This window comes from Plantactinospora mayteni (genome assembly GCF_016862935.1).
GTDB lineage: Bacteria > Actinomycetota > Actinomycetes > Mycobacteriales > Micromonosporaceae > Plantactinospora > Plantactinospora mayteni.
In genome coordinates, this window is sequence record NZ_BONX01000054.1 from 91,142 (window position 1) to 107,336 (window position 16,195).

Annotated in this window: 14 protein-coding genes and 1 pseudogene; 10 read left to right on the forward strand and 5 right to left on the reverse strand. The window is 70.3% G+C overall.

Features of this window, described 5'->3' with window-relative positions:
- Positions 1–2: 2 nt before the first annotated feature.
- The 4 genes and pseudogenes from Pma05_RS44140 to Pma05_RS35320 form a co-directional block, all read right to left on the reverse strand.
- Positions 3–272: pseudogene (locus Pma05_RS44140) on the reverse strand (GrpB family protein); the annotation flags it as partial.
- Between the two features lie 8 nt (positions 273–280).
- Entirely contained in the window at positions 281–625 is a 345-nt protein-coding gene (locus Pma05_RS35310; RefSeq protein ID WP_203861865.1) for a DUF1801 domain-containing protein, read from the reverse strand.
- Between the two features lie 80 nt (positions 626–705).
- Positions 706–1,254 carry a dihydrofolate reductase family protein gene (locus tag Pma05_RS35315; protein ID WP_203861866.1) on the reverse strand — a complete coding sequence of 183 codons (549 nt, stop codon included), beginning with the start codon at positions 1,252–1,254 and terminating at the stop codon, positions 706–708.
- A 165-nt stretch (positions 1,255–1,419) separates the two neighbouring features.
- The gene (locus Pma05_RS35320) at positions 1,420–2,463 is read right to left on the reverse strand and encodes a hypothetical protein (protein WP_203861867.1); all 1,044 of its coding nucleotides are present in this window, start codon (positions 2,461–2,463) and stop codon (positions 1,420–1,422) included.
- Between the two features lie 74 nt (positions 2,464–2,537).
- Here Pma05_RS35320 and Pma05_RS35325 point away from each other — a divergent pair, with 74 nt between their 5' ends.
- Entirely contained in the window at positions 2,538–3,164 is a 627-nt protein-coding gene (locus Pma05_RS35325) for a TetR/AcrR family transcriptional regulator (protein ID WP_203861868.1), read from the forward strand.
- A 115-nt stretch (positions 3,165–3,279) separates the two neighbouring features.
- Here Pma05_RS35325 and Pma05_RS35330 read toward each other — a convergent pair whose 3' ends face one another.
- Positions 3,280–6,681, reverse strand: coding sequence for a glycosyl hydrolase family 95 catalytic domain-containing protein (locus tag Pma05_RS35330; RefSeq protein ID WP_203861869.1), 3,402 nt, complete (start codon positions 6,679–6,681; stop codon positions 3,280–3,282).
- A 327-nt stretch (positions 6,682–7,008) separates the two neighbouring features.
- Here Pma05_RS35330 and Pma05_RS35335 point away from each other — a divergent pair, with 327 nt between their 5' ends.
- The 9 genes from Pma05_RS35335 to Pma05_RS35375 all read left to right on the forward strand — a co-directional run bounded on the left by Pma05_RS35335 (position 7,009) and on the right by Pma05_RS35375 (position 16,193).
- On the forward strand, positions 7,009–7,854 hold the full coding sequence (locus Pma05_RS35335) for a fumarylacetoacetate hydrolase family protein (protein ID WP_203861870.1): 846 nt from the start codon (positions 7,009–7,011) through the stop codon (positions 7,852–7,854).
- Positions 7,851–9,194, forward strand: coding sequence for an L-fuconate dehydratase (locus tag Pma05_RS35340; RefSeq protein WP_203861871.1), 1,344 nt, complete (start codon positions 7,851–7,853; stop codon positions 9,192–9,194). Before Pma05_RS35335 ends, Pma05_RS35340 begins: the two co-directional genes overlap by 4 nt.
- Positions 9,191–10,036: an SDR family NAD(P)-dependent oxidoreductase gene (locus Pma05_RS35345; RefSeq protein WP_203861872.1), complete on the forward strand. Its 846-nt coding sequence runs from the start codon at positions 9,191–9,193 to the stop codon at positions 10,034–10,036. The genes Pma05_RS35340 and Pma05_RS35345 overlap by 4 nt, the downstream gene beginning before the upstream one ends.
- 272 nt (positions 10,037–10,308) lie before the next feature.
- Entirely contained in the window at positions 10,309–11,358 is a 1,050-nt protein-coding gene (locus tag Pma05_RS35350) for a sugar ABC transporter substrate-binding protein (protein WP_239313774.1), read from the forward strand.
- Positions 11,358–12,890 (forward strand): sugar ABC transporter ATP-binding protein, encoded by a 1,533-nt coding sequence (locus Pma05_RS35355; RefSeq protein WP_203861873.1) that lies wholly within the window; start codon positions 11,358–11,360, stop codon positions 12,888–12,890. Before Pma05_RS35350 ends, Pma05_RS35355 begins: the two co-directional genes overlap by 1 nt.
- Positions 12,887–13,915, forward strand: a complete 1,029-nt coding sequence (locus Pma05_RS35360; RefSeq protein WP_203861874.1) for an ABC transporter permease — start codon at positions 12,887–12,889, stop codon at positions 13,913–13,915. Before Pma05_RS35355 ends, Pma05_RS35360 begins: the two co-directional genes overlap by 4 nt.
- Before the next feature lie 90 nt (positions 13,916–14,005).
- On the forward strand, positions 14,006–14,338 hold the full coding sequence (locus Pma05_RS35365; protein WP_203861875.1) for an L-rhamnose mutarotase: 333 nt from the start codon (positions 14,006–14,008) through the stop codon (positions 14,336–14,338).
- Positions 14,335–15,345, forward strand: a complete 1,011-nt coding sequence (locus Pma05_RS35370; protein ID WP_203861876.1) for an aldo/keto reductase — start codon at positions 14,335–14,337, stop codon at positions 15,343–15,345. The genes Pma05_RS35365 and Pma05_RS35370 overlap by 4 nt, the downstream gene beginning before the upstream one ends.
- Positions 15,342–16,193, forward strand: coding sequence for an amidohydrolase family protein (locus Pma05_RS35375; RefSeq protein ID WP_203861877.1), 852 nt, complete (start codon positions 15,342–15,344; stop codon positions 16,191–16,193). Before Pma05_RS35370 ends, Pma05_RS35375 begins: the two co-directional genes overlap by 4 nt.
- Positions 16,194–16,195 lie beyond the last annotated feature (2 nt).

Genomic DNA, 16,195 nt, shown 5'->3' on the forward strand with positions numbered 1-16,195 from the left:
GCCTTGCCGGACCTGTACCTCGGTCGGTCGTGCTCGTCCGCCGCCACGAGCGCGGTCTTGACCCGGGCGTACTCGGTGGCGAGGTCCGGGTGGCGGTGCAGGTGGTCGCGGAAGAGCGGCAGGTGTCGCCAGTGCGGGGAGGGCGGCCTCCCAGATGTGCAGGTGGTGGGTGGTTCAACAAGATCGCCGGACCACCCCCACGGGCGTGGGGGTGGTCCGGACGGCGTCGCTCTTGCCGTGCGCCATGACCCAGACGCTGCCACGGCAGACACCCTGGCAGCTACAAGGCAGCCGTGGTCTTTTCCAGGATGCTGGCAAGTGCGCTGTAGTCGACGTCCTGCCCTTCTTTGATGTCGACGGTCTTGCGCTCGCCGTTGCCCATCGCCCGGAGGAATCCCTTGACCTCAGGGATGTCCGTCGCGTTGAACACCATGAACGAGACCTTGGCCTTGGCTATCGCGATGACGGCCGCGTGGTGTCCGTTCTTGACGTAGTGCGGCTTGCCGTACTCAAGCCGTTCCTCGACACCTGGAATGGCCTGGCCGATCATCGCACGTAGTTTCTCGCATACGTCGATCTGCCACGGCTGTGCCTTGTTGATGTACTGGGTGACGTCGTCGTTCACGGTCTTCTCCTGGCTTGCTGCTCGCGGGAAATCGAAGTTGCCTTCGCGGGGCGCGCCCGAGCGGATCCGGGTGGTGTTCGTCAGTCGGTGGTGGGGTGGTAGGTGAGGACGACGACTCCCGAGGTGAATGTCGTCGTGCCGGTGAGTTGCACGGGGGTGGCGCTGTCGGGCCGGAAAAGGGGTTCGCCCCCGCCCTTGATGACGGGGTAGATCCAGATGCGGTACTCGTCGAGCAGCCCGTGCTTGGCGAGGTCGTCGGTGAGCCGGCCGCAGCCCCAGGTGAGGATGTCGTTGCCGGGTTGGGACTTCAGCTCGGTGACCTCGGAGATCAGGTCGCCACCCGGGATGATCGTCGAGTTGTCCCAGTCGGCGGGCTTGTCCAAGGTGGCGGAGACCGCGTACTTGGCGATGCTGTTGACGTGGTCGCCGTAGGGGTTGCCGCCCATGTTGGGCCAGGTTTCGGCCATGCCCTGGTAGGTGACGCGGCCGAGTAGCAGTGCGTCGCAACCCAGAGTGAGCTTCAGGGCGTACTCCATGGCGTCCTGGCTGTTGTGCTGCATAGACCACAGGTGGGGGTTGTCAATGTACCCGTCGAGCGTGGTGTACGTGGAGGCGATGATTTTCCGCATGGCTGGTTCCTTCCGAGTGATTTGTGGCAATCAACTGATACGGCATGTGCGATCGTGATCGCTGGCCGTCGAATCTGCCTGGTGACCTCCTAGGGTCGGCGATGCCCCATGGTGCGGGTCGGGGCGTGCCGCGCGAGGCGGGCGTCGCGGGTGGCCGGTGCGCCTCTACTTGAGACGGAAGACGTGGACCATGTGGGGTGCGTCGATGAGGGTGTGCGGCGCCAGTGCGTGGTATGCCCAGACGTGAACCCATGCGTTGCCGGTTCGCACCGTGAGCACCGTCTTGAACATTCCCGGCGCGAAGTAGGTCAACAGCAGGAAGGCGACCGACAGGGCGGCGTTGCTCGGTGTGGTGAACACCGTCCATGCGTCCCAGATGTGCAGCGCCGTATAGGTGAGCCCGCCCAGGATTACCGTGGTCGCGGTCGATCCGGTGAGTCGGAGAAAGCGCGGCACCAGGATTGCGTAGATGAAGATCATGGCGGGTAGCACGGCGCCAGCGAGGTACAGCGTGAAGGTGAGGGAAGCCCCGAGCACGAGTTGACCGGTGGTGAGATCGAAGATCCCTGGAGCGAGCACGGCGATCTGGACGAGTGATTCGATCAAGAGGATGGCGCCGATGAGAAGGCTGTCGGCCCGGCGGTTGCTCGAGCGGAGGTTGAGCGCCTCGGCGGAGTAGCGCCGCCGGAAGAACAGGAGCGGAACGACCGCGTAGACGAGGAGGTTGTAGGTCGCCCACGCGATGGACTCGGCGGGGCTGACGTGTTCGTGCGTTCCATAGATCGAGCCGGCGAGGTGAAGCCCGAAGGGGTGCCATCCGGCGAGTCGGGCAAGGATGAAGCCCAGCCCCAGCCCACCAGCCCCATAGAGGAGCAGGAGCAGCGTCTCGCGGGCGGCCACCGAGCGCTCCGGCGCGCGGTCGGCCAGGTTGGGCAGCGTCCGCTTGCGCGTGAGCCAGTACGTCAGCACGGTGAGCAGGACTACCTCGGCGAGGGCCAGGTTGGCGTCCAGCAGGTGGCCGACCGGCGTCTGGGTCGCAGCGGTTGACCAGTCGAACGGCAGCGCGTCTCCCGCCACGGCAAGGACCACCGCGTTGATCCCGAGCCAACCGATGGCGGTGAGGTGGACGGCGCGACTGTGGAGCAGTGCGGTCAGGCCATGCCGGGGCGGTCGTGGCTGTACGTCGGCCTTGCGGGAGAGCGTCACCATCTATCTCCGGAGGTTTTTGTGATACGACTGTGCTACGACGGGCTACCCTAACACAACTGTGCTATAAAAGTTCCATGCCCAAAGTGGTGGATCCGGCAGAGCGTCGACGAGAGCTGGTCGAGGCGGTATTGCGGGTGATGCGCCGCGACGGTCTGGAGCAAGCCTCAGTCCGCAACGTCGCCCGTGAGGCGGGACTGTCGATGGGCTCGCTGCGTCACTACTTCGCAAGCCAGTCCGAACTCATGGTGTTCGCGTTCCGGACGGTCATCGACCGGATCGAGTCCCGCCTCGCCGCGTTGGAGCCCGAGCCCGACCCGACGCGACGAGCGCAGCGCCTACTGGCGGAGCTGCTCCCGCTCGACGACGAACGGCGGGCAGAGAACGAAGTCTGGTTGGCCTTCAACTCCCGGGCCATGGTCGACCCTGCGCTTCGGGCCCTGCGTGACGAGGGATACGACGCCCTGCGGGCCGGCTGTCAAGCGATGGTTACCGACCTCTCGGCGGCCGGTCTGGCCCCGACCGACGTACGGACGGAGGCCGAACGGCTACACGCCCTGCTGGACGGCCTTGCCGTGCACGCGGCCATGCGGCCGGACATCCACACGGCCGAGTCGTTGACAGCCGCCATCGCACGTCACCTCGACGCCCTCGCGATCGAACGCTCTGCGCGCGACGCGGCTGAGGGCGAGGACCCAGCGTGAGCGACCCCGATCCGGTTTTCATAACGGTGGCATCGGGACGTGGCGCCGCCCGACGGGCGACCGGGTAGGTCGGCCCGCCGGGCGGCGGTGGGGGTGGGGTGGAACGTCCTGCGGGTCAGCCGAACGCGCGGGCCTGCCAGGTGCGTACCTGGTCGGCCGGTAGCGCCTCCGGCAGGATCGCCATCCGGTCGACCTCACCGGTCAACCGCTGCCCGCCGCCCTGGTCGGCACCGAACCGCAGCTCCCGGGTGGCGCAGCCGACGATGCCGCCGTCCGGCACCTTGGCCGTACCGGCCTGCTGGCCGTCGAGGTAGACGACGATGTTGCCGGCGTCGTCCATCGTGACCACCAGGTCGACGTACCGGCCGGTGGGGATGGTGGCGTTGCTGGTGACTCCGGTGCCGGAGCCGATGAACCGGAGTTGGTTGCTCGGCGTCAGGTCGATCAGGATCCCGTCCGTGCCGGGGTCGCCACCGGGCTGGAAGTCGAAGAGCCGTCGGTAGCTGCCGCTGGTGGTCACCTTCACCTCGGCCGCGAACGTCGCCTTCTCCAGATAGCCCAGGGTGGTCGGCGCGGTACGCAGGTACCGGTTGCCGTCCAGCACCAGCGCGCTGCCGGTCGGCCCGTCCGCGACGTACGCCCCGCCGGTCTGCACCGTCGCGGTCCGCCCGTTCGGCGAGTGGTCGGTCACCGTGTCGCCGGAGACCGGGTCCCAGGCGACCAGTGGCACGCCCGGGGCGGGCCGGGCGCACGGCGGCGGCACCGGTAGCGCGATCGACGTGCTTGCGGTGGCCCGCCACTTGTCGTGCACCAACCGCGCCTCGATCCGGTTCGGCCCCGGTGCGGCTTCCCGGCTCGGCGTGACGGTGAACCGGTAGGTCTGCGAGTCAGCCGGCCACAGCCTCGGCACCTGGACCTGTCCCGGCCGGACCTGCCAGCCCGCCGGCAGCGCCAGCTTCAGCGCCGACGGCGGCACCTTCGCGTCGCCGATCGCCGAGACGGTCACCGCCACGGTCCCCGACTCGTCGGTCTCCAGCGTCGCCGGAGCGTCGATGGTGAACCCGACCTGGGCAGTGGCGACGTACCGGTGACCCTGGCGGGCGGTGAAGGTGAGCCGATCACCCTTCGCCTCCCCGTTCACCTTCTTGCCCGTCGTCGCGTCGACCAGCTCGTACGGCCCGGCGAAGAGCGGACTGCGCACCGTCACGTCGCCGGTCTTGTCGGCGGTCACCGCGATCTCGGTGGCGGCCCCGGCCGACCACTTCGTGTCGACGGTCACCCCACCCCGGGCCCGCAGCCCGCTCACCGCGCCGTCCTTCCAGGCACTCGGCAGCGCCGGTAACACGTGCACCTCACCACTCTGGCTCTGCAACAGCATCTCGGCGATCCCCGCCGTGGCGCCGAAGTTGCCGTCGATCTGGAACGGCGGGTGGGTGTCCCAGAGGTTCGCCAGGGTGCTCTGCCGAAGCTGCTCGGTCAGCATCTTGTGCGCGTGGTCCCCGTCGAGCAGCCGGGACCAGAAGTTGATTTTCCACGCCTTGCTCCAGCCCGTACCGCCGTCACCGCGTGCGGTGAGCGAGACCTTGGCGGCGGCGGCCAGCTCCGGGTCGTCCAGCGCGGTGATCTGGGCGCCCGGGTGCAGGGCGAACAGATGCGAGACGTGCCGGTGCTGGTCGTTCGGGTTGTCCAGGTCTGCCTTCCACTCCTGGAGCTGCCCCCAGGAGCCGACCCGCAGCCCCGGGTCGAGCTTCGCCAGCGTGTCCCGCAGCTCCCGCCGGAACGCGTTGTCGCCGCCGACGATCCCGGCCGCCTCGATCGTGTTGGTGAAGAGTTCCCAGACGATCTGCTGCGACATCGAGGCACCGGCGGTGAAGTCGCCGTTCTCCGGCGAGTAGCTCGGCGAGACCACCAGCTTGCCGTCGCGCGGGTCGACGACCAGCTCGTCCAGCCAGAAGAGCGCCAGCTCCTTCATCAACGGGTACGCCCGCTGCCGGAGGAACTTGTCGTCCCCGGTGAACCGGTAGTGCTCGTAGTAGTGCTGGGCCAGCCACGCCCCGGCCTCGGGGAACCAGAACGACTGCGGATAGCTGTGCAGGCCGGTGAAGCCGTAGACGTTGGTCTCGTTGTTCACCACCCAGCCCCGGTTGCCGTAGACCTGCTCTGCGGTGACCTTGCCCGGCGGCACCATCGCGTCGACGTAGTCGAAGAACGGGGCGGTGGTCTCCGACAGGTTCGTCGTTTCCGCCGGCCAGTAGTTCATCTGGAGGTTGATGTTGACGTGGTAGTCGGCGTCCCACGGCGGGTTGGTGACGTTGTTCCAGACGCCCTGGAGGTTCGCCGGCAGCGAGCCGGCCCGGGAGGAGGCGACCAGCAGGTAGCGGCCGTACTGGAAGAAGAGCGCCTCCAGCGCGCGGTCCGCCGCCGACGCCCCGCCCCGGTATGCCTTCAGCAGCTCGTCGGTGGGGATGGCCGGCATCTCCTGGCCGATGTCCAGGCGTACCCGGTCGAAGAGCGCGCGGTAGTCGGCGGTGTGCGCGGCGAGCAGCGCGGCGTAGGACTTCCGGGCCGCCGCGTCGACCGTGGCGGTGACCTTGGCGTGCGGGTCGGCTCCCCGGTACGTCGGGTAGCTGCCCGCGTAGTCCGTACCGGCGCCGAGCACCAGCGTGGCGGAGTCGGCCCCGGCCACCGTGACTGTGCCGTCGGTGCCGTCGCTGACCGTACCGCCGTCGGCGGTGACCTGGATCTGCGACTCGTATTTCAGCTTGTTGTCGTTCAGGGTGCCGGCGAAGGTGATCCGGCCACCGCTGGCGGTGACGTTCTTCGACCGGTTGTTCGGCGCGGTCACCCCGGTGGTGAAGCCGATCTTCCCGGGCTGGTCGGCGCTGAGTCGCACCACCAGCACGCCGTCGGGCTGGCTGGCGAAGTACTCCCTGGTGTAGCGCACCCCGTCGTCGGTGTAGGAGACCTTGGCGACCGCCCGGCCGATGTTCAGCTCCCGGCGGTAGTTGCTGACCGTGCCCGGGTCCTCGGTCAGCCGCAGCGACAGATCCCCGAACGTGTTGTACGACCCGAAGCCGCTCTTCGGCTGGCCGAGCCGGTTCGCCACCTCCTGCGGGCTGAGCCGGCCCCGCTCGTTGATCAGGCGCTGCACCTCTTCGATCGCGCCGGGGCGGGGCGAGGTCCAGTTGCCGAAGTTGTAGCCGCCGGCCGAGCCGGGGCCACCGGTCCAGAGGGTCTTCTCGTTGAACTGCACGGTCTCGGCGGCGACCCGGCCGAAGACCATGCCGCCGAGCGCGCCGTTGCCGATCGGCAGCGCCTGGGTCTCCCAGTCGGCGGCGGGTTCGTCGTACCAGAGAGTCAGCGCGTCCTCGGCGGAGGCGGCGCTGCCCGACGTGTGGTCGGGGGCGGCGGAGGCGGGGGTGGTGGTGGAGAAGGCGGGCACGAACGCGGTCAGTGCGGCCACCAGCGCGGCGGCCGTCCACCGGCGCGGCATGGGCCGCCGGTTAGGGTCATCCATTACTGTCTCCGGGTCGTCCAGATGGGCCGGGGGAGAACTCTGGCGGGGCGGACGTCGCGGCCACGACCACGCGTCCGGCACGCATCCGATGTTTGGCGATGAGGTTACAAAGGCCACCTCGGAGAAACAAGAGCGGATCTTGGGTAGCCTTCCCTGGTCACCCGTGCACGACGCGCTCGGTTCCCGGTTCCGTCCAGGCTTGCCGGCCCGCTGGCCGGGTCGGCAGTACGCCGTGATTACCGTCTTGGTCTTGTGCCCCCACGAGCCCACCTGATAGACATCGGATGTATTGCTGACGGGTTACCACGGAAGTCTGGGGGGCGACGGGTGAGGCTGTTGCGGGTGGGCGCACCGGGGCAGGAGTCCCCGGCGCTGCGGGACGAGGCCGGGCGATTGCGTGACCTCGGTGGAGTGGTCGACGACCTGGACGGATCGTTCCTGGCCGGCGGCGGCATCGAGCGGCTGGCCGGGCTCGACGTCGAGGGACTGCCGGTCCTTCCCGAGGGCCTGCGGGTCGGGCCACCGCTGCGGCCGGGAAAGATTATCTGCATCGGCCTGAACTACCGGGACCACGCCGCCGAGACCGGCGCCCCGATCCCCGCCGAGCCGGTGGTCTTCATGAAGGCTCCGGACACCGTGGTCGGCCCGGACGACCCGGTGCTGGTGCCACGCGGCAGCACCAAGACGGACTGGGAGGTCGAGCTGGCCGTGGTGATCGGACGGACCGCCCGTTACCTGTCCAGTCCGGCGGAGGCGCTCGGCTGCGTCGCCGGCTACGCGCTCTCGCACGACGTGTCGGAGCGGGAGTTCCAGCTCGAACGCGGCGGCCAGTGGGACAAGGGCAAGAACTGCGAGACCTTCAACCCGTTCGGCCCCTGGCTGGTCACCGCCGACGAGGTACCCGACCCGCAGGACCTCGGGCTGCGGCTCTGGGTCAACGGCGCGCCCAAGCAGGACGGCAACACCAAGGACATGGTCTTCCCGGTCGCCGAGATCGTGCACTACCTGAGCCAGTTCCTGGTGCTCTATCCGGGCGATGTCATCAACACCGGCACCCCGGCCGGCGTCGCGCTCGGCCAGCCCGAGCCGAAGCCCTACCTGCGCGCCGGTGACGTGGTCGAACTCGAAATCGACGGGCTGGGGCGGCAGCGCCAGACGGTGGGGCAGGCATGATCTTCACCGGACTGGAGATCGCCGACATCCGCTTCCCGACCTCCCGCGAACTCGACGGGTCCGACGCGATGAACCCCGACCCCGACTACTCCGCCGCGTACGTGGCGATCCGCACCGACGCGGGGGACGGGCACGAGGGGCACGGCTTCGCCTTCACCATCGGGCGGGGCAACGACGTGCAGGCGGCGGCGATCGCCTCGCTGCGGCCGTACCTGATCGGGCGCCCGGTCGAAGCCGTCCTGGCCGACCTCGGCGGCTTCTGGCGCGAACTGGTGCACGACTCGCAGCTTCGCTGGCTCGGGCCGGAGAAGGGCGTGATGCACATGGCGATCGCCGCCGTGGTCAACGCGCTCTGGGACCTCCGGGCCAAGCGGGCCGGACTGCCGCTCTGGCGGCTGCTCGCCAGGATGAGCCCGGAGGAACTGGTCGACCTGGTCGACTTCCGCTATCTCAGCGACGCGCTGACCCGGGACGAGGCGCTGGCGATCCTGCACGCCGCCCGCCCCGGCTGGGCCGAGCGCGAGGAACACCTGCTGCGCGAGGGCTTCCCCGCCTACACCACCTCGCCCGGCTGGCTCGGCTACGACGACGACAAGCTGCGCCGGCTCTGCAAGGAGGCGCTGGCCGATGGCTTCACCCAGATCAAGCTGAAGGTCGGCGCCGACCTGGCCGACGACATCCGGCGGATGGGCATCGCCCGGCAGACCTGCGGGCCGGACGTCCGGATCGCCGTCGACGCCAACCAGCGCTGGGACGTGCCGCAGGCGATCCAATGGGTACGCGAGCTGGCGCCGTTCGACCCGTACTGGATCGAGGAGCCGACCAGCCCGGACGACGTCGTCGGGCACGCCACCATCGCCCGGGAACTCGCCCCGGTCCGGATCGCCACCGGCGAGCACGTTGCCAACCGGGTGGTCTTCAAGCAACTGCTCCAGCTCGACGCGGTCTCGTACGTGCAGATCGACGCCAGCCGGGTCGCCGGGGTCAACGAGAACATCGCGATCCTGTTGCTCGCGGCGAAGTTCGGTGTGCCGGTCTGCCCGCACGCCGGCGGGGTCGGGCTCTGCGAACTCGTCCAGCACCTGTCGATGTTCGACTACGTCGCCGTTTCCGGCTCGATGCAGGACCGGGTCATCGAGTACGTCGACCACCTGCACGAGCACTTCGTCGACCCGGTGGTGATCCGCCGTGGCCGGTACGTGGCGCCGACCGCACCCGGCTTCAGCGCCACGATGCGCCCGGAGACGCTGACCGAGTACGCCTATCCGGACGGCCCGGTCTGGGCCACGACCGCGACGCCCGAAGTGGGGACTCAGGCGGCCGAGGTGGCGGTGCCATGACCAGCGAAGACGTGTCCAGCGAAGACGTGTCCAGCGAAGACGTGCCCGGCGAAGACGTGTCCGGCGCCGGGGCAGGCGCGGGCCGGGGCGAGTTCGCCGGCCTGGCGGCGGTGGTGACCGGGGGCGCCTCCGGCATCGGGCTGGCCACCGCCACCCTGCTGGCCGCCCGGGGCGCCCGGGTCGCCTGCCTGGACCTGAACCCGGGCGGCGTACCCGAGCCCCTGCTCGGGATAGCCACCGACGTCTCCGACGACACCTCGGTACGCGCCGGGGTCGCCGCCGCGGCCGAGGCGCTCGGCGGCATCGACGTACTCGTCAACAACGCCGGGATCGGCGCGCAGGGCACCGTGGAGAGCAACCCGGACGACGAGTGGCACCGGGTCTTCGACGTGAACGTGGTCGGCATGGTCCGGGTGAGCCGGGCCGCGCTGCCGTACCTGCGCCGCTCGGCCCAGGCCGCGATCGTCAACACCTGCTCGATCGCGGCCTGGGCCGGGCTGCCCAACCGGGCCCTCTACAGCGCCAGCAAGGGTGCCGTGCAGTCGCTGACCCTGGCGATGGCGGCCGACCATGTCCGGGAGGGGATCCGGGTCAACTGCGTCAACCCCGGCACCGTGGACACCCCCTGGGTACGCCGGCTGCTGGGCTCCGCCGACGACCCGGCGGCGGAACTCGCCGCGCTCCAGGCCCGCCAGCCCACCGGCCGGCTGGTCGGTGCGGAGGAAGTGGCGGCGGCGATCGCCTACCTGGCCAGTCCGCTGTCCGGCGCGACCACCGGCACCGTGCTGGGGGTGGACGGCGGCATGCACGGACTGCGGCTGCGACCGGCCGCACCGAGCTGACGGTCCCGACCCCGGACCTCCGATGTGGAGCGGCGACTCGCGGGTAGGTCGCCGGTCCCGCTCCCTGCTGCCCGCCGATCGGTTGTCCGCGCTCGCCGCCCCAACACCCATCCGATGTAACGATTCCGCACCCTCGGGCCCGGGTCGCCAGATTGCCGGTCCTGGGTCTTGCGGGGGCAAGGACGGACTGATAGACATCCGATGTATTACCCGCGTGTTTCCGATTGCCTCCAAGAATTGCCCACCGTATCCGCACCGGATGGAGGACCACAGTGAGACATACCGCCAAGTCCCTGGCGGGGATCGCGATGGCCGCGACGCTCGCCGTCGGCACGGTCGCCTGTGGCGACTCGTCGTCGACGGAGCCGGGCGCCGGGGCCGGACAGAGCCCGCAGATCGGCATCGACCTGCCCCGCGCCGACTCCGACTTCTGGAACTCGTACGCCAAGTACGTCCCGCAGTTCGCCGACGAGTACGACATCAACCTGATGTCCCCGACCAACTCGCAGAACGACGTCGCCAAGCTGGTGGCGAACGTGCAGGCGATGGTGAGCCAGGGCGCCAAGGCGATCGTGATGGCGCCGCAGGACACCGGCGCGATCGCCTCCACCCTCACCACCCTGGAGTCGAAGAAGATCCCGGTGGTCTCCGTCGACACCCGCCCCGACAAGGGCAAGGTCTTCATGGTGGTCCGGGCCGACAACCGGGCGTACGGGCAGAAGGCGTGCGAGTTCCTCGGCGAGAAGCTCGGCGGCAAGGGCAAGGTGATCGAGTTCCAGGGCTCGCTCTCCTCGATCAACGGCCGGGACCGCTCCGAGGCGTTCGCCGAGTGCATGAAGACGAAGTTCCCCGGCATCACCATCTTCGAGGAGCCGACCGAGTGGGAGGGGCCGAAGGCCGCCGCCGCCCTACAGACCCGGCTCGCCCAGCACCCTGACATCAAGGGCATCTACATGCAGGCCGGCGGCGTCTTCCTGGCGCCGACGCTCCAGGTGCTGAAGGCCAAGAACCTGCTGGTGCCGCCGACCGACCCGAAGCACATCTTCGTGGTCTCCAACGACGGCATCCCGCAGGAGTTCGAGGCGATCCGCAAGGGCGAGATCGACGCCACCGTCTCGCAGCCCGCCGACCTCTATGCCAAGTGGGCGCTCTATTACGCCAAGGCGGCGGCCGAGGGCAAGACCTTCCAGCCCGGTCCGACCGACCACAACAGCACCATCATCGACGTCGGCAACGGCCTCGAGGACCAGATCGCCGCACCGCTGGTCACCAAGGAGAACGTCGACGACCAGGCGCTCTGGGGAAACCAGATCGGCAAGTGATGACCGGTCAGACGCAGACCGCAGGCACCGTGGCCGGGGCCGTCGCCCCGGCCGCGGAGGCCCGCGACATCTCGAAACGGTACGGCGCGACGGTCGCCCTGCACTCCGCCGGCATCACCATCGCACCGGGTGAGACACACGCCCTGGTCGGGCGCAACGGCGCCGGCAAGTCCACCCTGGTCTCGATCCTCACCGGGTTGCAGCGGCCGGACAGCGGCCAGGTGCGCTTCGACGGCACGCCCGCGCCCGCGCTGGCCGACCGGGACGCCTGGCGGCAACGGGTCGCCTGCGTCTACCAGAAGTCCACCATCATCCCCACCCTGACGGTCGCGGAGAACCTCTTCCTCAACCGCCAGGCCGGTCGCGGGCTGATCGACTGGCGCGGCCTGCGGCGCCGCGCCGCCGACCTGTTGGAGGGGTACGCCGTCGCCGTCGACCCGGCCGCGCCGGCCGGCAGCCTCACCGTCGAGCAGCGCCAGCTCGTCGAGATCGCCCGCGCGCTCTCGTTCGGCGCCACGTTCATCATCCTGGACGAGCCGACCGCCCAGCTCGACGCCGCCGCGATCGAACGGCTCTTCGGCCGGATGCGCGAGTTGCAGGCCGCCGGGGTGACCTTCCTGTTCATCTCGCACCACCTCCAGGAGGTGTACGAGGTCTGCCAGACCGTGACGGTGCTGCGCGACGCCCGGCACATCCTGACCCAGCCGGTCGACACGCTCTCCCGGGAGGCGCTGGTCGCCGCGATGACCGGCGACGCCGGGGAGACCCTGGCCGGGATCGACCGGCCGGCCGTACCGGAGAGCGCGCCGGTGGTGCTCGACGTGGCCGGGCTCGGCCTGGCCGGCTTCTACCAGGACATCGACCTGCGGGTGCGGGCCGGTGAACTGGTCGGGCTGATCGGCTCGGGCAGCAGCGGCAAGGTGGCACTCGCCGAGACGATCGCCGGACTGCGCCGCGCCGACACCGGCACGGTCAGCCTGGCCGGCAACACCCCGAAGCCGGGCAGCGTGCCCGCCGCACTCGCCGCCGGTCTCGGTTACCTGCCGCAGGACCGGCACCGGGAGGGGCTGGTACCGCTGCTGTCGGTGGCGGAGAACGCCACCCTGCCGATCACGGACCGGCTCGGCCCGGCCGGGATCATCGCGCCGACCCGGCAGCGCGCCGTGGCTCAGCGCATGATCGAGGCGTACGACATCAAGACCGACGGTCCGCACCAACCGGTCAACGGCCTCTCCGGCGGCAACGCCCAGAAGGTGGTACTCGCCCGCGCCCTGGCCAACGACCCGAAGGCGCTGGTGATGGTGAGCCCGACCGCCGGGGTGGACGTCCGCTCCAAGGATTCGCTGCTGCGGGCGGTCGCCGAGGCGGCAGCCCAGGGTACCGGGGTGCTGATCGTCTCCGACGAACTCGACGACCTGCGCTCGTGTGACCGGGTGCTGGTGATGTTCCACGGACGGGTGGTCCGGGAGGTCTCCCGGGGCTGGGCGGATGCCGAGCTGGTGACCGCAGTAGAAGGAGTTGAGCAGCCGTGACCGGCACCCAGACAATCGCCAAGCCGCCGGCCCCCACCGGAGGTCGCCCCGGACTGGGCGGCCGGATACCGCTGGCCCGGCTGCGGGACCTCGCCCTGGTCCCCGCGATCCTGCTGCTCGTCGTGGTGGGCGCGATCATCGACCCGGTGTTCCTCTCCAGCGCCAACATCACCAACGTGCTGCAACAGCAGACCGAGCTGGCCCTCCTCGTACTCGCCGAGGCGATCATCCTGATCGCCGGCAAGTTCGACCTGTCGCTGGAGTCGACGATCGGGCTCGCCCCGGCGCTGGCCCTGGCGCTGGTCATCCCGGCCGCCAGCAACGGGCTCGGCACCGAGCTGCCGGCCGGCCTGGCGATCCCGATCTGCCTGCTCGTCGGGGTGGCGATCGGGGCGTTCAACGGGCTGCTGATCCTGCGCTTCAAACTCTCCGCCTTCATCGTCACCCTGGGCATGCTGATCGTGCTGCGCGGTCTCCAGATCGGCATCACCGGCGGGCAGAACCTCTTCGACATCCCGCCGTCGGTGCTCTATCTCGGCAACGCGGTCTGGTTCGGCGTACCGGCGTCGATCTGGATCAGCGGGACGCTCTTCGTGGTCGGGATCGCGGCGCTCGGGTTCTTCCGGCACGGGCGGGCGGTCTACGCGATCGGCGGCAACACCGACGCGGCCCGGGCGGCGGGGATCCGTACCGACCGGGTGGTCTGGATCATCCTGATGGTCGGCGGGCTGCTGGCGGCCCTGGCCGGGCTGCTGATGACCGGCCGGCTCGGCTCGGTCGCGGCGGCACAGGGCGACGGCATGATCTTCACCGTCTTCGCCGCGGCGGTGATCGGTGGAATCAGCCTCGACGGTGGCAAGGGGACGCTCTTCGGCGCGCTCTGCGGCGTCATCGTGCTCGGTCTGATCAACAACATCCTGACCCTCGCCGGGGTCTCCGCCCAGTGGATCCAGGCCATCTACGGTGCCATCATCCTGATCGCGCTGATCCTGGCCCGACTCACCTCCGGCAAGGCACAGGACTAGCGGACCGCCGGCCCCGGTCCCGTGGCGACGCCGACCCACGGGACCGGGTTCCGGTCCGGCCGGACAGGCATCGGAAGGAGCTTCGCAGCCATGCAGCGGATCGCCCTGCACACCCGGCTCAAGCCGGGGCGGGAGGCTGAGTACGACCGCGTCCACCAGGTCATCCCCGCCGAGCTGGCCAGTACGCTGCGGGCCGCCGGGGTGCACACTTGGCGGATCTGGCGGGACGGGCCGGACCTGTTCCACCTGGTGGAGGTCGAGGACTACCAGCGGATGCGGCACGAACTGCGCGACCATCCGGCGAACGTGCCGTGGCAGGCCCGGATGGCGGAACTGCTGGAGGTGCGGGACGACTACTCCGGCAACGACTCGGGCCTGTCGCTGGTCTGGGAGTTGCCGACAGACGGCGAGGAGACGGCATGACGGGGATCAGGGTGGGGCACTCCAAGGTGGCCGTGAGCCGGCTCGGCCTCGGCTGCGCCCCGATCGGCAACCTCTACACGGCGGTCGGCGAAGCCGAGGCGCTGGCCACGGTGGCGGCGGCCTGGGACGCCGGCATCCGCTACTTCGACACCGCCCCGCACTACGGCCTCGGGCTCTCCGAACGGCGGCTCGGCGACGCGCTGCGTACGCTGCCGCGTGACGAGTACACCGTGAGCAGCAAGGTGGGGCGGCTGCTGGTGCCGGACCGGTCCGGGGCGGGGCGGCGGGACGACGAGGGTTTCGACGTACCGGCCGACCACCGGCGGCTCTGGGACTTCAGCGCCGACGGTGTGCGACGGTCGCTGGAGGCGAGCCTGGTCCGGCTCGGGCTGGACCGGATCGACCTGGTGCTGATCCACGATCCGGAGGACCACCAGACGCAGGCGTTGGAGCAGGGCTATCCGGCCCTGCACGAGCTGCGCGCCCAGGGGGTCGTCGGCGCGATCGGGGTCGGCTCGAAGCAGTGGCAGGTGCTGCACCGGTTCGTCGCCGAGACCGAGGTCGACGCGGTGATGGTGGCCGGCCGGTACACCCTGCTGGAGCAGCCGGCACTGGACAGCCTGCTGCCGGAGTGCGAGCGGCGCGGGGTCTCGGTGCTCAACGCGGGCGTCTTCAACAGCGGACTGCTCGCCGTCGAACGGCCGCACGCCGGACTTCCGTACGACTACGCCGACGCCCCGGCCGAGATCCTGGACCGGGCCCGGGCGATCGCCACGCTCTGCGCCGAACACGGCAGCACGCTGCCGGCGGCGGCGCTCGCCTTCGCCGGCGCGCACCCGGCGGTCGCCTCCGTGGTGGTCGGCGCGAACAACCCCGAGCAGGTACGCCGGAACGCCGCGCTGCACGCGGCGGCGCCGCCGCCCGGGGAGTTCTGGTCGGAGCTGGTGACCGTGGGACTGCTCCGCCCGGACGCGCCGGTCCCCACCCAACGGGTCGGTACGCCGTGATCGTCGACGCGCACCACCACCTGTGGCGGATCGAGGACGGCTACCGGTGGCTGGACGCACCCGAGCTGGCCCCGATCCGCCGCTCCTTCCAGCCGGCCGACCTGCTCGCCGAGCTGACGGCGGCCGGGGTCGACCGGACGGTGCTGGTCGAGGGCGGCCGGTGCGACACCGCCGAGGCGGAGATCCTGCTCGGGCACGCCGCCACCACTCCGGCGATCGCCGGAGTGGTCGCCTGGGCGGACCCGGCCGATCCGGAGCTGCCGGAGACGATCACCCGCTACCGCCGGCTGCCCGGTGGTGAGCTGCTGGTCGGGATCCGGCCGCAGGTGCAGGCCGAGACCGATCCGGGTTACCTGGACCGGCCGGAGGTGCGGCGCGGTCTGCGTACCATCGCGGAAGCCGGACTGGCCTTCGACGTGGTGTGCCGGGCGGACCAGTTGGCGGCGGTGGCCCGCGCCGCCCGGGAGGTGCCGGAGCTGCGGTTCGTGCTGGACCACCTCGGTAAGCCGGCGATCCGGGACGGTGCGGCCGGGCTGGCCGCCTGGGCCGGTCCGGTCGCGGAGTTGGCGGCCGTGCCGAACGCCACGGCGAAGCTCTCGGGGCTGGTGACCGAGGCGGACTGGGGGCGGTGGCGGCCGGCGGACCTGCGGCCGTTCGTGGCCGAGGCGGTCCGGCTGTTCGGGCCGGCGCGGCTGATGTTCGGCTCGGACTGGCCGGTCTGCCGGCTCGCCGCCGGCTACGGCGCGGTGCTGGCGGCGCTGACCGAGGTACTGCCGCCGCTCTCGACGGCCGAGCGGTCGGCGGTCTTCGGCGAAACGGCGGTGCGGACCTACCGGCTCGGCAGCTAGCC